Source organism: Croceibacterium ferulae (assembly GCF_003660445.1).
GTDB lineage: Bacteria > Pseudomonadota > Alphaproteobacteria > Sphingomonadales > Sphingomonadaceae > Croceibacterium > Croceibacterium ferulae.
This window is the reverse complement of record NZ_QZVQ01000006.1, coordinates 67,884-81,947: the sequence shown is the minus strand read 5'-3', so window position 1 is coordinate 81,947 and position 14,064 is coordinate 67,884. Positions and strand designations below refer to the sequence as shown.

Below are 14,064 nucleotides of genomic sequence, written 5' to 3'. Positions count from 1 at the left end.
GTTCAGCCCCTATCTGCCACGCATGGGCTTCTGGCGACGCATATCACCGCGACACGCGGTACAGGATTTCGCGCAGGAATGGCGCCAGCCGGCACCGCACCGCTGGAAGGTGCTGGGCGTGTCGGTGGCGGCGACATTCTTCATCTTCATGATGTTCGTGCCCGAAAGCCAGCGAATCGAACCGCGCCCACCGCAGGTCACCTGGATCACCACCTTCGCGCCTGATCGCACGCAGGAGGAGATCGTCGCCAGCAACATCGCCAACCAGCGCCGGCAGGACGAGCTGGCCGCACGGCTGGCCCGGCGCGAGGAGATCCGCAAGAACCTGTATCGCGAACTGGGCCGCGCCACCTTCGTCGATGTGGACAAGATGGAGCGCCAGATCGCAGCGGACGAAGCTGCGGCTGCGGCAAGCGAAGGCGCTCAACCTGCGGACTGAGGATGATGCGCGCTGGCTCGCCGCCGCAGCCGCTCTGGCGGAACGGGGCCGGCCGCTGAGCCGCCCCAACCCGGCGGTCGCGGCGCTGGTGGTGGCCGGCGGCACCGTCGTCGGGCGTGGCTGGACGCAGCCCGGCGGCCGCCCCCATGCCGAGGCGATGGCGCTGGCTCAGGCGGGCGACCGGGCGCGGGGCGCGACGCTGTATGTCACGCTGGAGCCCTGCGCCCACCAGTCGCCCCGCGGCCCGGCCTGCGCCGATCTGGTGGTCGCCGCCGGAGTCGCGCGCGTCGTGGTCGGCGTGACGGACCCGGACCCACGCACCGCCGGGCGCGGCAAGGCGCGGGTGCGGGGTGCTGGTATCGTGGCGGAGGGCGTGGGTGATCCATGCTGCGCCGGCAGCCTGGCCGGCTATCTGGCGCAGGCCGCGCTGGGCCGGCCGCATGTGACGCTGAAGCTGGCCACTTCGCTGGACGGCTGCATCGCGCTGGCGGACGGAACCAGCCGCTGGATCACCGGACCAGCCGCGCGCGCCCATGCCCATCGCGAGCGTGCGCGGGCCGATGCTATCCTGGTCGGGGGCGGCACCCTGCGCGCCGACGCGCCGGCGCTGGACGTGCGCCTGCCGGGGCTGGAGGACCACGCGCCCGACCGGCTGGTGCTGACCGGCGGCGCGGTGCCGGATGGCTGGACCGCCCTGCCCGATCCGCAGGCGATCCACGAACTGCGGCATATGCAGTACCTGTTCGTCGAGGGCGGAGCAGAGACCGCCGCCGCGTTCCTGCGGGCCGATCTGGTGGACCGGCTGCTGCTTTACCGCGCCCCGGTGCTGCTGGGCGGCGGCAAGCCGGCGCTGGCGGACCTGCAACTGTCGGGCCTGTGGCAGGCGCATGATCGCTGGCTGCTGACCGATCGCCGCAGCTTCGCGCCCGACACGCTCGAAATCTTCACCCGCACACGTTAGGCCCCAAACATGTTCACCGGCATCGTCACCGCCATCGGCACCATCACAGCGGCGCAGGATCAGGGCGATCTGCGCCTGACCATTGCCTGCCCGTGGGATCCCGCCACCATCACCATCGGTGCCTCCATTGCGTGTTCGGGCGTGTGCCTGACCGTGGTGGATCGCGGCGGAGAGCCCGGCGACGCCTGGTTCGCCATCGACCTGTCGGCCGAAAGCGTCAGCCGCACCGCGCCGGGCATGTGGGCGCAAGGGCGCCGGCTGAACCTGGAACCGTCGCTGCGGGTCGGCGACGAGCTGGGCGGGCACATCGTGTCCGGCCATGTCGATGCGACGGGGCAGGTGATCGCCGCAGATCCGGTCGGCGGGTCGACCCGCCTGACCATCCGCGCACCCGCCGCGCTGGCCCCGTTTATCGCGCCCAAGGGCTCGATCTGCGTGGACGGCGTCTCGCTGACGGTGAACGAGGTGACGGACCTGCCGGACGGCGCGGCCGATTTCACGCTCAACATCATCCCGCATACGGGCGAGGTGACGACGCTGGGCGTGCTGGCGGCAGGCAGCGCGGTCAATCTGGAGATCGACACCGTTGCCCGTTACCTGCAGCGGCTGGAAGCCCTGCGGCGCTAGGCCGTGACGGCTGCCAGCGCCGCCGTGAACTTGTCCAGATTGCCCGCTGTCAGCCCGGCGATATTGATCCGTCCGCTGCCCGCCATGTAGATCGAGTGCTCGCTCCGCAGCGCCGCGATCTGCGCCGGGGTCAGCGGCAACATGGCGAACATGCCCTGCTGCCGGCCATAGGGCGTCAGGTCCAGCGTGCCGGCGGTGCCGTGCGCCGCCAGCGCCTTGCGCACACCGCTGATGCGCTGACGCATGCCCTCCAGCTCGGCCAGCCAGTCGGCGGTCAGGGCCGCATCCTCCAGCACCAGCCGCACCGCGGCGGCGCCGTGATCGGGCGGCATGGACCAGTTGGCACGGGCCAGCGCGGCGCCATTGCTCATGATCCGGGTCGCGCCATCGGCATCCGCGCCCTGCCAGTACAGCGCGCCGACGCGATCGCGATACAGGCCGAAATTTTTGTCGCAGCTATAGGCGACCAGCGCCTCCGCCACCGCGGCCAGCACGACGCGCGGACCATAGGCGTCCGCTTCCATGCCGACGCCCAGCCCCTGATAGGCCAGATCGACGATCGGCAGCACCGCGCCATCCGCCAGAGCGGCGGCGATCCGGTCCCATTCGGCGGGCGTGTAATCGACGCCGGTCGGGTTGTGGCAGCAGCCGTGCAGCAGCACTGCAGCACCCTCTCCGGCACTACCGAGCGCGCTCAGCAGCGCTTCGATGTCGGCCGCGCCGTCAGGCGTGGCGTGATTGAACGCGACCAGCTCCAGGTCCAGATCGGCCACGATCTGCGCGTGGTTGGGCCAGGATGGCGTGCCCATCAGCACACGGGTGACGCCTGCCCGCTTGGCCAGCGCCAGCGCCAGCCGCACCGCACCGGTGCCACCCGGCGTCTGCATGCCGCCCAGCCGGTCCGACACGGTGCCTTCGCCGAAGATGTGCGGGATCAGGCGCTGGACGAAGCCCATGTCGCCCTCGGGCCCGAGATAGGCCTTGCTGTCCTGCCGGTCGACCAGCAGCTGCTCCGCCGCCTTGATCGCCCCGAAGACCGGCGTGGCGCCGCTCTCGGTGCGGAACACGCCGACGCCCAGGTCGATCTTGTCGGGCGCCGGGTCGGCATCGTGCAGCTTGATCAGCGCCAGCAGCGCGTCGGGCGATTGTTGGGTCAGGCGGTTCAGCATAGCGGGTGGGCCCATGCCCCCCGCGGCCCCCGCCCGCAAGCCACTTTATTGCGCGAGAGGCCGTACACAGGCGACTAGAAGGGCAGCCAAGTCTGATCCTTGGTAAATTTCATGTAGCCGACATTGACCCCCAGCCGCAGGCCGGCGCCGACGCGGATCGGGATCAGCACCACATCGCCCTTGCGCAGGTAGGAAGCGGTGAACCCGCCCGCGAAATAGACCTGCCCCTCGCCAGCCGGAAAGCGGGTGTAGAGCTCTTCACTGTCGAACAGGTTGTACACCAGCACGAAGGTGTTGCCGGCATTGGCGCCCGCATCGAACCCGACCGACGGGCCGGTCCAGTATACGGTGCGCTGCCCTTCGACCTTGTGGAACAGCGTGCCCGAGCCATAGCGCGCGCCGACGATGAAGGCGGCGCTCGCCTCCCGCCCGACAATATAGGCATTGGGTTCGCCCTGCTTGGACAGGATGTCCTGCATCAGCCGGGCGAGCCCTTCGGCGCCCTTGCCGAACAGCCCTTCGGCCGCGCCGATCAGATCATCCTCCTGGTAGGTGGTGCCCTGCGCGCCGGCGACCGACGGGTTCTGCGCTGCCTGGCTCGCCGCTTCTGACGGATAGGGGCTGGTCACCACCGGTGCTTGCTCCACCGCAGGGGGCGGCGGCGAACTGATGCCGTCGCTCGGCGACAGTTCGCCATTGTAGGTCGGGTAGCTCTGCGGCGTGGACGTCGGGGCGCCGTTCAGGTCCCCGTCGATGGCCGCATCGGGGTCGATCGTGGTCACACCCTGCGCCACGGCACTTGCGGGGGCGATCGGCGCCGCCACCAGCGCGGCGAGGGCCAGCAGAGCGGTGCCAAGGCGCCCGCGGGCGAACATATGCGCGATCATCGGCTTTCCCGAACCCCCAAATCATCAACATTCCGCGGCCAGCATCCAAGGATGCCACCGGAAGCGCCAGAAAGGCGCGCCTGCCCGTTAAGCCGCGCTGAACGCCGCGCCAACCCCCTTGCCGCTGCGCCGAAGCGTGCGCGGCGGGCCGGTCAGTGGCGGGCCAGGATCGGCACCGGCGGCTGTTCGAACAGCGCCTGCGTCACGCCGCCCCGCATCAGTTCCCGCAATCGCTGCTCCCCAAATGCGCCCATCACCATCCAGCCGGCACCGAAATCGACGGTCGCATCGCGCAGCACCTGGGCCACCCGCCCGCCTTCGCATGGCAGTTCCACCATCTGGCACCGCACGCCATGGCGCGCCAGATAGGCGGCCGCCTCCTCCATCGAGCGTTCGAGACGCTTGCCGCGCTCCCCACTGACCCATGCCAGCGTGACCGCCTTCGAATGTTCCAGCAACGGCACCGCCGATCGCAGGGCGCGGCAGGCTTCCGGCGATCCGTCCCACGCGACCAGCGCGGGGGCTGTGCAGTCAAAGCCGACCGTATCGGACGGCACCAGCAGGATGGGGGTATGCGCGCGCGTGCCGACGGCGGCCGGCAGGCCCGACGGATTGCCGCTGGCGGGATCGCAATTGCCCATCACCACCAGATCGTTCAGCCGGCTGTGTTCCACCAGCGCTTCCGCAGCGGACCGTTCATCCACTTCCCACGACCAGGCGACGTCCTGCGCCGCCAGACGCGGTTCGATCTTCTGCCGCAGCGCCGCCGCGCCTTCCTGCAACCGCACCACGATCTCCGCCGCTTCCGTGCCGAAGAAGTCGCCCGGCAGGTCGATCTCGTGCGGGGTGGCCTGCAGGCAGAGGACGTGGCCGTCCACCGTGCGCGCCAGGTCCAGCGCCGCCCCGAGGCGCGCCTCCAGGCCATTATCGTCCATGATGTGGAGCAGTATCGATCGCATGGCCGCAAGGGTAACGGCTGCCAGCAGGCGTTGCCAGTGGCGATTGCCGTTTGCGGGCACGCGCTCTAAGGCAACAGCCATGAACGCGGATACCGAACGGCAGATGCTGGCCAAGGCGGAAGTGCTGATCGAGGCGCTGCCTTATCTGCAACGCTATGCCGGGCGCAGCTTTGTGGTGAAATATGGCGGCCACGCAATGGGCGATCCTGCCATGGCGCAGGCCTTTGCGCATGATGTCGTGCTGCTGAAGACGGTCGGCATCAATCCGGTGGTGGTGCATGGCGGCGGCCCGCAGATCGGCGCCATGCTGAAGAAGCTGGGCGTGGAAAGCTCCTTCGTCGATGGCCTGCGCGTGACCGATCGTGCCACGGCGGAGATCGCCGAAATGGTCCTGTCGGGCGCCATCAACAAGGAACTGGTCGGCTGGATCGCGCGCGCGGGGGGCAAGGCGCTGGGCATATCGGGCAAGGACGGCAACATGGTCACCGCGGCCAAGCTGACGCGCACCGTGACCGACCCGGACAGCCTGATCGAACAGGCGATCGACCTGGGCTTCGTGGGCGAACCGCAGGTGATCGACACCGCCATCCTGGAAACCGCCAGCAGCGCCGGGATGATCCCGGTGGTCGCGCCGATCGGCGCCGGGCTGGATGGGGAGACCTACAACATCAATGCCGATACCATGGCGGGCGCTTTGGCGGCGGCGCTGGGGGCGGCGCGGCTGTTCCTGCTGACCGACGTGGCCGGCGTGCTGGACGCGAACAAGCGGCTGGTCAGCAACCTGACGCCGACCGACATCGCCCGGCTGACGGCGGAAGGTGCGATCAGCGGCGGCATGATCCCCAAGCTGGAAACCTGCGTGCATGCGGTGGAGGCCGGGTGCGAGGCGGCGGTGGTGTTGGATGGCCGGGTGCCCCATGCCATGCTGCTGGAATTCTTCACCTCCCGCGGCGCAGGCACGCTGATCCGGGCGGACGCCTGAGATGCGCGCAGGCCTTCTCCCCGTTCTCGCCCTGCTGGCGGCCTGCGGTTCGGAGGCTCCGGCCCCCCAGCCGTCGGAGAACGCCGCCCTGCCGCCTGCGGCCGATCCGCTGGCGACGCCTGCCGCGCTGCCGGCGCAGGTGGAAGATTTCCCGGCCCTTTCCAGCCGCACCTGCATGGATGTGGCCCGCTTCTACGGCGATGCGATCGCGGCCGGCGAGTGGGACCGGGCGGCGCTGGTCTGGGCCGATCCGGTGATCGACGGCGCGCGGCTGCAGGCACTGTTCTCCGATTACAAGCGCCCCGTCATCACATGGGGCGACTCCACGCAGGAAGGCGCCGCCGGCTCGCTCTATTGCACGGTGGAAGGCACGCTGACCCATGCCGACGAAATCGGCACCCCGCCGCGTACCGGCACGCTGGAGCTGAAGCGCGTCAACGATGTCGATGGCGCCACGCCGACCCAGCTTCGCTGGACCATCCGCTCCTCCACCTTCATCGAACTCACCGAACGCTCCGGCACCGGCTCGCCCGCGTGACGGCCGCGGCCTGACCAGCAGAAAGACCCCCACCCGTGCTCTTACTGACCCTGTCGCAGATCGTCGGCTACCTGATCAACATCATCATCATCCTGGTGATCGTGCAGTTCGTGCTGAGCCTGCTGGTATCCTTCAACGTCATCTCCATGCGCAGCAACTGGGTCGCGGCGATCTGGACATCGGTCAGCGCGCTGCTCGATCCGATCCTGTCGCCGATCCGCCGCATCCTGCCCAATACCGGCGCGATCGACTTTTCCCCGCTGGTGCTGATCGTGGTGCTGAATATCATCAACATCGTCCTGCAGAACCTCGCCTACAGCCAGATGGCGGCGTGACCGTGCGGCGGGCGGCGCTGCTGCTGGCCCCGGCGGTGCTCGCCATGACGCTGTCGGCGTGCGGCGGCGGCCAGTCCGGCGGGCTGAGCAGCCGGGCCATCGCGCAGGAACGGCGCAGACCGCCGCTGCGCGCGAATGCGCAGCCCACCAGTGTGATCGCGGCGGAAATAGCGCTCGCCCGTGCCGCGCGGGAAGAAGGCCAGTGGCTGGCGCTGGCCAACCGCGCCACGCCCGGCGCGCAGATTGCCTGGAACGGCGCCGCCATGCCTGCCGCCAGCTGGCTGGCCGGCCGGGCCAGCCCCGCCACCCCCGACCGGTGGCAGGCGCGCGAGGCCTGGGCCAGTTGCGACGGATCGGCCGTGGTGGTCGCCGGCCTGGGTCATGACGCGACCGGCAACTGGAGCCGCTTCACGCGCGTGTGGGAGCGGCAGCGCGACAATGATTTCCGCTGGAGCGTGACCGTGTGGCAGCCCGATCCCGACCTCACGCGCACCCGGCGCGAGGATGCGGCACAACGCGCAGCCGACAATGCGGACGACGCCATCGTGGTGGAGGCGCTGAACATGATCCGTGCTCGCGTCGTCCCATGCACCCGGCCGACCGGTCGTGAAACCGGGCCGGCCGCGTCCGGTGCCCAGCCGGGCCTGGCACGCGACGGTACGCTACGCTGGACCCCCGCGCCCGACATCGCCAGCGGCTTTACCGCCTGGTGGCAGGGTGCCGAAGGGTGGGAGCCGGTGCATACCCAGTTGCTCACTGCTGGTGACGGTGCCTGATGCTGTTCGACCTGTTCCTCTCCGCCTTCGCCACCCTGTTCGTGATCATCGATCCGCCGGGCTGCGCGCCGATCTTCGCCGGCCTGACCGCCCGGTTCGAGGCCCGGCATCGCCGCGCCATGGCGATCCGCGCCTGCGTGGTGGCGGGCGGCATCCTGCTGTTCTTCGCCCTGTTCGGCCAGCAATTGCTGGGCGCACTACATATCGAACTGGACGCCTTCCGCATCGCCGGTGGCATCATGCTGTTCCTCATCGCGCTCGACATGGTGTTCGAGAAGCGCACCCAACGGCGGGAGCAGCGCGCCGAACAGGTGATGGCCGATCCGACGCAGGATGACGTGTCCATCTTCCCCATGGCAATGCCGATGCTCGCCGGACCCGGGGCGATCGCCTCCGTCATGCTGCTGCAGAGCAATGCCGACGGCCTGCCGGGGACGCTGGTGGTGCTGGGCGCACTGGGTCTGGTGCTGCTGCTGACCATGCTGGCGCTGCTGGCCGCCGGGCCGCTGATGAAGGCGGTGGGGCCGCGCTTCGAAGCGGTGCTGACACGGCTGCTGGGCGTGCTGCTGGCCGCATTGGCCTCGCAATATGTGATCGACGGAATCCGCGGGAGTTTCTGACACCCGCGGCAGGCGCCTACTGCAGCGTGACCTTGCTTTCGTCCGGGTCGCTGCGACCGAAGAACTGCATCAGCTGGATCAGCAGCTCGCACCGGGTCGCCAGGTCGCCGGCTTCCAGCAAGGCCTGCTTGGCCGCCGAATCGAACGGCGCGATCTGGCTGACGCCGTTGATCAGGCTGGCATCGTCCAGCCGCTCCAGCGATTGCCAGTCCACCTGATAGCCTTGCTGGTCGGCAAAGATGCGGGCCTCCTGCTCGAAGGCGGCGCGCTCCACGCTGCTCAGCGCCTCGTCCGTCGCATCGGGGATCAGCTCCGCCTCGACCTGGCGGAACAGCGTGGTCACTTCCAGCTCGCGCAGCAGGCGGAAGCGCGCCTCCCCTTCCAGCACGATGTTGTATCGCCCGTCGGGCAACGCCTCCACATCATCGATCCGGCCGACACAGCCCATCCCGAACAGAGGGGAACCCTCTGCGATGGCGCGCGGCTGGATCATGGCGATGCGCCGGTCCTTGGCCAGCGCCGTGCCGACCAGGTCGCGATAGCGCGGCTCGAAGATATGCAGCGGCAGCTGCAGGCCGGGGAACAGGATGGCCCCGGTCAGCGGAAAGATCGGCAGGCGGACCGCGGTCATCCTGTCCGGCTCAACCGAACAGCAGCAGCGACAGGCGCCGCCGCGTGGCGGACACCCACGGATCTTCCAGGCCGACCGCCTCGAAGATCTGCAGCAGCTTGGCCTTGGCCGCGCCTTCGTTCCATTGCGGATCGGCGGCGATCATGCGCAGCAGCGTGTCGGCCGCATCCTCGCGCAGCCCAGCCGCGAAGGCGCCCTGCGCCCAGGCGAACTGCGCGTCCATGTCGGCCGGCCGCTCCGCCGCGGCGGCGCGCAGGCCCTGCAGCTCGCTCTGGTCGACATTGCTGCCCGCCAGCTCCAGCGCGGCGGCCGCCTGCGCCACCAGCGGATCCTTGCGCAGATCGTCGGGCAGCATGTTCAGCGCGGTGCGCGCCTCTTCCACCTGGCCGGCGGCGATCAGCGCGCGGATCAGGCCGGATTGCACGCCCGCATCTTCCGGCGCCATCTCGGCGATCTGCATGAAGATGCCGACCGCCCGCTCCGCATCGCCTTCGGCCAGCACCTGCTCGCCCATCGCGACCAGCGGCGCGATATCGGGCGCCTGCGCCTCGCCATCGCCACCCGCCACCGGCAGCTGCGCCAGCAGCGCGTCCAGCGCCTGGCGCAGCTGGCTTTCGGTGCGCGCGGGTGTCAGGTCCGCCACCGGCTGGCCCTGGAACATGGCATAGACGGTGGGGATGGACCGCACCTGGAATTGGCTGGCGATGAACTGTTCCTCGTCCACGTTCAGCTTGGCCAGGATCACGCCCTTGTCGGCATATTCGGCGGCGATCTTTTCCAGCACCGGGGTCAGCGCCTTGCATGGCCCGCACCATTCGGCCCAGAAATCCAGGATCACCAGCTTGTCGCGGCTGGGTTCGACCACGTCCTTGCGGAACCGGTCCACTGCCTTCTGCTCGTCGATGCTGAGGCCCATGCTTGCCAAGATTGCCGCTCCCTGCCGCTTGATGAATGCTGGTATCCTATGTGGCCACCGCGCCGGGTTTGCCAAGGGTGAAGAGCGGCCGTGCATTTCGCGTGTTTTTGCGCTTGCAGGGGTGCCGCCCCTTTGATAGTGGCGCGCCTCCCCACCGGGCCGTGCGAATTTCGCAAGGCTGGTGAAGCGCCAGAGAGCGGGCGTAGCTCAGGGGTAGAGCACAACCTTGCCAAGGTTGGGGTCGAGGGTTCGAATCCCTTCGCCCGCTCCAGCGATCATCCATATCGCTCAGATGTGACGTCGATGTTGCCGGATATAGTCCGGCAGGTCGTCGAACTGTCACCATGCTGTCCTGCAAGCGTCATCTGACCCTGCGATGACCGGGAGGTCACAACGCGGGAACAGCACCGGCATGACCACCCAGATGAGCACGGCGGGCGTCGCCCGCGCCTATGATCGATGGGCGCCGATCTATGACCTGGTCTTCGGCCCGGTCTTTCGCACCGGACGGTCGGCGGCGATCGTCGCGGCCGACCAGGTCGGCGGGCGGATCATAGAGGTCGGCGTCGGCACCGGCATTTCCCTGCCGCAATATTCGCGCGACCTGCGGATCGTGGCGGTCGACCTGTCCGACGCCATGCTGGACAAGGCGCGTGCGCGGGTGCGCGAACAGCAGTTGAGCCATGTCGAACAGGTGGTGGTCGCCGATGCGGAGGCGCTGCATTTCGCCGACAACAGCTTCGATGCGGTGGTGGCGCAGTATGTGATCACCGCCTGCCCGCACCCCGAACGGGCGCTGGACGAATTCGCCCGCATCTGCCGCCCGGGGGGCGAGATCATCATCACCACCCGCGTGGGTGCGGGCCGCGGCCTGCGCGGGGCGATCGAACGCACGCTGATGCCGCTGACCAGCCGGCTGGGCTTCCGCACCGAGTTTCCGTGGAGCCGGTACGAGAACTGGGCCGCCACCCGGCCTGATCTGCGCCTGCTGGAGAACCGCCCGCTGCCGCCGCTCGGCCATTTCTCGCTTGTCCGTTACCAGAAGATCAGCCCCGAGGATCACGCCCGATGACCGGTTTCCGCGCTCAGCTTGCCGAGCAGCGGTGGGACGACCACCGATTCTACCATCACAGCCTGGTCAACCAGACCCTGCATTTCGTCAGCGCCTGCACCTTCATGGTGGCCTATGCGATCCTGTGGGTGGACCCGGCGGTCGCCAGCCTGCTGGCCTGGGGCGTGGCGATGACCAGCCGGCAGGCGGGGCATTTCTTCTTCGAGCCCAAGGGCTACGACCACGTCAACGAGGCGACGCACGATCACAAGGAAGAGATCAAGATCGGCTACAACCTCCAGCGCAAATGGGTGCTGATGAGCCTGTGGCTGGCGGTGCCGCTGGTGCTGCTGGTCCAGCCGACCCTGTGGGGCGCGCTGCTGCCGGTTGACGGCGTGGAGGGTTACCTGCGCCATGTCGGGATCGGCTGGCTGGTGCTGGGCGTGGGCGCGATCGCCTTTCGCAGCGTGCACCTGTTCTTCATCCGTGACGTGGAGACGGGACTAGTCTGGGCGACCAAGATCATCACCGATCCGTTCAGCGATTTCCGCCTGTACAAGGGCGCACCCCGCCGCCTGCTGCGGGGCGAGCGGATGGATTATCCGGACGGCACGCCGGCCTAGTCGCGCCCCAAGCGGGTCGCCAGCGCGCGGCCCAGCACGCCGCGGCGCAGGCCCTTGTCGGTCAGGCCCGGGGGCGTGTCCCACCAGCCATCCGCCGCCATCGCGCCTGCCGCCGCCACGAAGCGGCGGACGATCTCGGCAAACATCGGATCATCGATGTCCAGGCTGAAGATCAACCGCCCGGTGCCGACCCAGCTGAGCGCCAGCCCTTCGGCGCGGAGGTAATATTGCAGCATCCAGTTATAGGCCGCCGGCTGTGTGTAGAGCACGGTCCAGATCGTCTGCAGATGAGCGACCTGCACCGGCACGCCGGCCCTGGCGAGCGCCTCGTTCATGGCCGCGGCGCGCGCGTTCCAGCGTTCGTCCAGCCCGTGGTACAGGCTGCGCACCTCCGGCGTTTTCAGCCGACGCAGGAAGGCGTCCATCGCGCCCATGACATAGGGGTGCGCGTTGAAGGTGCCGCGCGCGAAGCAGATGTCGAGCGGGCGATCCTCTCGCCAGCGCTTCATCAGCGCGGCCCGGCCCGCCAGCACGCCGACGGGCAACCCGCCGCCCAGCGTCTTGCCATAGGTGACGAGGTCCGGCCGCACGCCGAAATACTCGGCTGCGCCGCCGGGTGCCAAGCGGAAGCCCAGGAACACCTCGTCGAAGATCAGCACGATGCCGTTGCCGCTGCATACATCGGCCAGCCGGTGCAGCCAGGCACGATAGGCCGGCAGGTCCGCGCCCGCGCTGCGGCCGGCGCTGCCGACCAGCTGGTTGTCCGACGCCGCCGCCTTGTTGGGGTGCAGCGCCTGCAGCGGGTTCACCAGCACGCAGGCGATGTCCCGCCTCGTGGCGAGGACGTGCAGCGTGCGCTCCGACATCTCGGCCAGGGTCAGCGTACGGTCCGCCGGCACGGGGTTGCCGATGCCGGGCTGCACATCGCCCCACCAGCCATGATAGGCGCCGGCGAAGCGCACGATCCGCTGTGCGCCGGTATGGTACTGCGCCAGCCGCACGGCTTGCATCACCGCCTCCGTACCGGACATGTGAAACGAAATCTCGTCCATGCCGGACAATGCACGCAGGCGCCGGACATTGTCGGCCAGCAGCGGGTGGTAGGCGCCCAGCACCGGGCCAAGCTCCGCCACCGCCGCCGCTCCCTCGGCGATGCACTGCTTGTAGAATTCGTAGCCGAACAGGTTGACGCCGTAGCTGCCGGTCAGGTCGATCAGGCGGTTGCCGTCGAGGTCGATCACCTCCGGCCCGTCGCTGGCCTGCAGGAAGGCGCCGGTGCCCAGCTGCTCGCGCACCCGCGCGGCGAAGGGGAACGGCACGCGGTAGCTGCCGGTGAACTGCAGGTCGGACAGGCCGGGCCGCACCTCCTGCGTCAGGGCCAGCGTCCTGGCGAAGCGCTGCTTGTACAGCGCGCACAGCCGGTCGAACGCGGCCTGTCGGCGGCGCGCGACTTCGGCCGGTGCGCCGTCGGCGGCGAAGAAGCGGTCGGGGGCTTGCGCGAAGCCGGGGATCTGCCCGGCGACCCGCTTGGCCATGCGGACATGGCCGCCGAGAGAGGGATGCTTGGCGCGCGACAAGGCGAGGCGCCGGCGTCCCTTGGTGACGGCCAGCACAGCGGTGGAGCCCAGCAGGGCGGCAAGGATCGGATGCATGGCCGCTTTCACCGCATCCGGGTGACACAGCCATGACATTGCGCGCGCGTTTGATGGGCCTGCTGCTGCAGGAAGACCTCAATTTCCTGCTGACCAACCGCCTGCCGCGCCGCTGGGCGACGCAATTCGTGGGGCGGATCGCGCGCAGCGAGAATCCACTGATCGCCCGACCGGCGCTGGCGGCGTGGCGCTTCTTCGCCAACGTGGATTTTGCAGATACACAGCAGACCCGCTTCCGCTCGCTGGGCGAAGGCTTCACGCGGGCGTTGCGGCCAGGTGCCCGGCCCTTCCCTGCCGATCCGTCGCTGATCGCCAGCCCGTGCGACGCGATCGTCGGCGCGCATGGGCGGGTGGCGGACGGGGTCGCTTGGCAGGTAAAGGGCTACTCCTACAGGCTGGACGAGCTGCTGCCCGATCCACGCCAAGCCGAACGGTTCGCCAATGGCTGGTTCGTGACCCTGCGGCTGACCGCGGGCATGTATCACCGGTTCCACGCACCGGCCGACTTGACCGTGGAGGGCGTGACCTACCAGTCAGGCGATTGCTGGAACGTCAATCCGATCGCGCTGAAGCGGGTGGAGCGGCTGTTCTGCCGCAACGAACGCGCGGTGATCGAGACCCGGCTGGCGAATGGCACGCCGATGCTGCTGGTGCCGGTCGCCGCCATCCTGGTGGCCAGCATCCGGCTGACCTTTCTCGACACGCCGGCCCTGCTGCGTGACGGCGGATCGGCGCGGCGGGCATTGTCGGTGTCGGTGAAGAAGGGCGCGGAGATAGGCTGGTTCGAGCATGGCTCCACCATCCTAGTGTTCCTGCCCGCAAATGCCCCGCCCCTGGCCGACCTGACCGAAGGCCAGCCGATCCGCGCCGGCATGCCGCTGGCACGGATCGGCTGATC

Annotated in this window: 17 protein-coding genes and 1 tRNA gene; 12 read left to right on the top strand and 6 right to left on the bottom strand. The window is 69.1% G+C overall.

The annotated features are described in order from the left end of the window. Positions 1-22: 22 nt before the first annotated feature. Genes D5S08_RS07900 through D5S08_RS07890 form a run of 3 tightly spaced genes read left to right on the top strand, consistent with a single transcriptional unit; the run spans position 23 to position 2,027 of the window. Positions 23-439: a hypothetical protein gene (locus D5S08_RS07900; RefSeq protein WP_121117291.1), complete on the top strand. Its 417-nt coding sequence runs from the start codon at positions 23-25 to the stop codon at positions 437-439. Next, positions 360-1,400 (top strand): bifunctional diaminohydroxyphosphoribosylaminopyrimidine deaminase/5-amino-6-(5-phosphoribosylamino)uracil reductase RibD, encoded by a 1,041-nt coding sequence (gene ribD, locus D5S08_RS07895; protein WP_121117289.1) that lies wholly within the window; start codon positions 360-362, stop codon positions 1,398-1,400. Before D5S08_RS07900 ends, ribD begins: the two co-directional genes overlap by 80 nt. Positions 1,401-1,409: 9 nt before the next feature. Then, a complete protein-coding gene (locus D5S08_RS07890; protein ID WP_121117287.1) occupies positions 1,410-2,027 on the top strand; it encodes a riboflavin synthase in 618 nt (205 codons plus the stop codon). Here the strand turns inward: D5S08_RS07890 and D5S08_RS07885 are convergent. From D5S08_RS07885 to D5S08_RS07875, 3 genes are all read right to left on the bottom strand, one after another. Further along, positions 2,024-3,196: an amino acid aminotransferase gene (locus tag D5S08_RS07885; RefSeq protein ID WP_121117285.1), complete on the bottom strand. Its 1,173-nt coding sequence runs from the start codon at positions 3,194-3,196 to the stop codon at positions 2,024-2,026. The two genes, D5S08_RS07890 and D5S08_RS07885, sit on opposite strands and share 4 nt — an antisense overlap. 74 nt (positions 3,197-3,270) lie before the next feature. Beyond that, a complete protein-coding gene (locus D5S08_RS07880; protein WP_121117283.1) occupies positions 3,271-4,083 on the bottom strand; it encodes a DUF1134 domain-containing protein in 813 nt (270 codons plus the stop codon). 152 nt (positions 4,084-4,235) lie between these two features. After that, positions 4,236-5,018 (bottom strand): universal stress protein, encoded by a 783-nt coding sequence (locus tag D5S08_RS07875; RefSeq protein ID WP_126665516.1) that lies wholly within the window; start codon positions 5,016-5,018, stop codon positions 4,236-4,238. A 103-nt stretch (positions 5,019-5,121) separates the two neighbouring features. On the opposite strand from D5S08_RS07875, the gene argB reads away from it, so the two are divergent. The 5 genes from argB to D5S08_RS07850 are packed head-to-tail and all read left to right on the top strand — an operon-like array spanning position 5,122 to position 8,293. Continuing rightward, a complete protein-coding gene (argB, locus tag D5S08_RS07870) occupies positions 5,122-6,024 on the top strand; it encodes an acetylglutamate kinase (RefSeq protein ID WP_121117279.1) in 903 nt (300 codons plus the stop codon). Position 6,025: 1 nt separating this feature from the next. Next, a complete protein-coding gene (locus tag D5S08_RS07865) occupies positions 6,026-6,562 on the top strand; it encodes a hypothetical protein (protein ID WP_121117277.1) in 537 nt (178 codons plus the stop codon). Positions 6,563-6,597: 35 nt separating this feature from the next. Beyond that, positions 6,598-6,897: a YggT family protein gene (locus D5S08_RS07860; RefSeq protein ID WP_121117275.1), complete on the top strand. Its 300-nt coding sequence runs from the start codon at positions 6,598-6,600 to the stop codon at positions 6,895-6,897. Continuing rightward, positions 6,894-7,673 (top strand): hypothetical protein, encoded by a 780-nt coding sequence (locus tag D5S08_RS07855; RefSeq protein ID WP_121117273.1) that lies wholly within the window; start codon positions 6,894-6,896, stop codon positions 7,671-7,673. Before D5S08_RS07860 ends, D5S08_RS07855 begins: the two co-directional genes overlap by 4 nt. A gap of 2 nt (positions 7,674-7,675) precedes the next feature. Then, positions 7,676-8,293, top strand: a complete 618-nt coding sequence (locus tag D5S08_RS07850) for a MarC family protein (RefSeq protein WP_121117643.1) — start codon at positions 7,676-7,678, stop codon at positions 8,291-8,293. A gap of 16 nt (positions 8,294-8,309) precedes the next feature. Here the strand turns inward: D5S08_RS07850 and D5S08_RS07845 are convergent, their stop codons facing one another. Both D5S08_RS07845 and D5S08_RS07840 read right to left on the bottom strand, forming a co-directional pair. Continuing rightward, complete coding sequence (locus D5S08_RS07845) at positions 8,310-8,924, bottom strand: LON peptidase substrate-binding domain-containing protein (RefSeq protein WP_121117271.1); 615 nt, start codon at positions 8,922-8,924, stop codon at positions 8,310-8,312. 10 nt (positions 8,925-8,934) lie between these two features. Then, the gene (locus tag D5S08_RS07840) at positions 8,935-9,840 is read right to left on the bottom strand and encodes a tetratricopeptide repeat protein (RefSeq protein WP_121117270.1); all 906 of its coding nucleotides are present in this window, start codon (positions 9,838-9,840) and stop codon (positions 8,935-8,937) included. A 196-nt stretch (positions 9,841-10,036) separates the two neighbouring features. On the opposite strand from D5S08_RS07840, the gene D5S08_RS07835 reads away from it, so the two are divergent. The 3 genes from D5S08_RS07835 to D5S08_RS07825 all read left to right on the top strand — a co-directional run bounded on the left by D5S08_RS07835 (position 10,037) and on the right by D5S08_RS07825 (position 11,514). Next, positions 10,037-10,111: transfer RNA gene (locus D5S08_RS07835), tRNA-Gly, on the top strand. A gap of 141 nt (positions 10,112-10,252) precedes the next feature. Next, positions 10,253-10,912 carry a class I SAM-dependent methyltransferase gene (locus D5S08_RS07830; RefSeq protein WP_121117268.1) on the top strand — a complete coding sequence of 220 codons (660 nt, stop codon included), beginning with the start codon at positions 10,253-10,255 and terminating at the stop codon, positions 10,910-10,912. Next, entirely contained in the window at positions 10,909-11,514 is a 606-nt protein-coding gene (locus tag D5S08_RS07825; RefSeq protein WP_121117266.1) for a hypothetical protein, read from the top strand. Before D5S08_RS07830 ends, D5S08_RS07825 begins: the two co-directional genes overlap by 4 nt. On the opposite strand, the gene D5S08_RS07820 is transcribed toward D5S08_RS07825, so the two are convergent. Continuing rightward, on the bottom strand, positions 11,511-13,205 hold the full coding sequence (locus D5S08_RS07820; protein ID WP_241557293.1) for an aminotransferase class III-fold pyridoxal phosphate-dependent enzyme: 1,695 nt from the start codon (positions 13,203-13,205) through the stop codon (positions 11,511-11,513). The genes D5S08_RS07825 and D5S08_RS07820 overlap by 4 nt on opposite strands. Here D5S08_RS07820 and asd point away from each other — a divergent pair. After that, positions 13,199-14,062: an archaetidylserine decarboxylase gene (gene asd, locus D5S08_RS07815; RefSeq protein WP_121117262.1), complete on the top strand. Its 864-nt coding sequence runs from the start codon at positions 13,199-13,201 to the stop codon at positions 14,060-14,062. The two genes, D5S08_RS07820 and asd, sit on opposite strands and share 7 nt — an antisense overlap. Positions 14,063-14,064 lie beyond the last annotated feature (2 nt).

Coding starts and splice junctions, on each gene's coding strand:
- argB (WP_121117279.1), top strand. CDS start 5,122: ATGAACGCGGATACCGAACGGCAGATGCTGGCCAAGGCGGAAGTGCTG.
- D5S08_RS07830 (WP_121117268.1), top strand. CDS start 10,253: ATGACCACCCAGATGAGCACGGCGGGCGTCGCCCGCGCCTATGATCGA.
- ribD (WP_121117289.1), top strand. CDS start 360: ATGTGGACAAGATGGAGCGCCAGATCGCAGCGGACGAAGCTGCGGCTG.
- D5S08_RS07890 (WP_121117287.1), top strand. CDS start 1,410: ATGTTCACCGGCATCGTCACCGCCATCGGCACCATCACAGCGGCGCAG.
- D5S08_RS07875 (WP_126665516.1), bottom strand. CDS start 5,018: ATGGACGATAATGGCCTGGAGGCGCGCCTCGGGGCGGCGCTGGACCTG.
- D5S08_RS07840 (WP_121117270.1), bottom strand. CDS start 9,840: ATGGGCCTCAGCATCGACGAGCAGAAGGCAGTGGACCGGTTCCGCAAG.
- D5S08_RS07825 (WP_121117266.1), top strand. CDS start 10,909: ATGACCGGTTTCCGCGCTCAGCTTGCCGAGCAGCGGTGGGACGACCAC.
- D5S08_RS07880 (WP_121117283.1), bottom strand. CDS start 4,083: ATGATCGCGCATATGTTCGCCCGCGGGCGCCTTGGCACCGCTCTGCTG.
- D5S08_RS07865 (WP_121117277.1), top strand. CDS start 6,026: ATGCGCGCAGGCCTTCTCCCCGTTCTCGCCCTGCTGGCGGCCTGCGGT.
- asd (WP_121117262.1), top strand. CDS start 13,199: ATGACATTGCGCGCGCGTTTGATGGGCCTGCTGCTGCAGGAAGACCTC.
- D5S08_RS07845 (WP_121117271.1), bottom strand. CDS start 8,924: ATGACCGCGGTCCGCCTGCCGATCTTTCCGCTGACCGGGGCCATCCTG.
- D5S08_RS07900 (WP_121117291.1), top strand. CDS start 23: ATGGGCTTCTGGCGACGCATATCACCGCGACACGCGGTACAGGATTTC.
- D5S08_RS07820 (WP_241557293.1), bottom strand. CDS start 13,205: ATGTCATGGCTGTGTCACCCGGATGCGGTGAAAGCGGCCATGCATCCG.
- D5S08_RS07885 (WP_121117285.1), bottom strand. CDS start 3,196: ATGCTGAACCGCCTGACCCAACAATCGCCCGACGCGCTGCTGGCGCTG.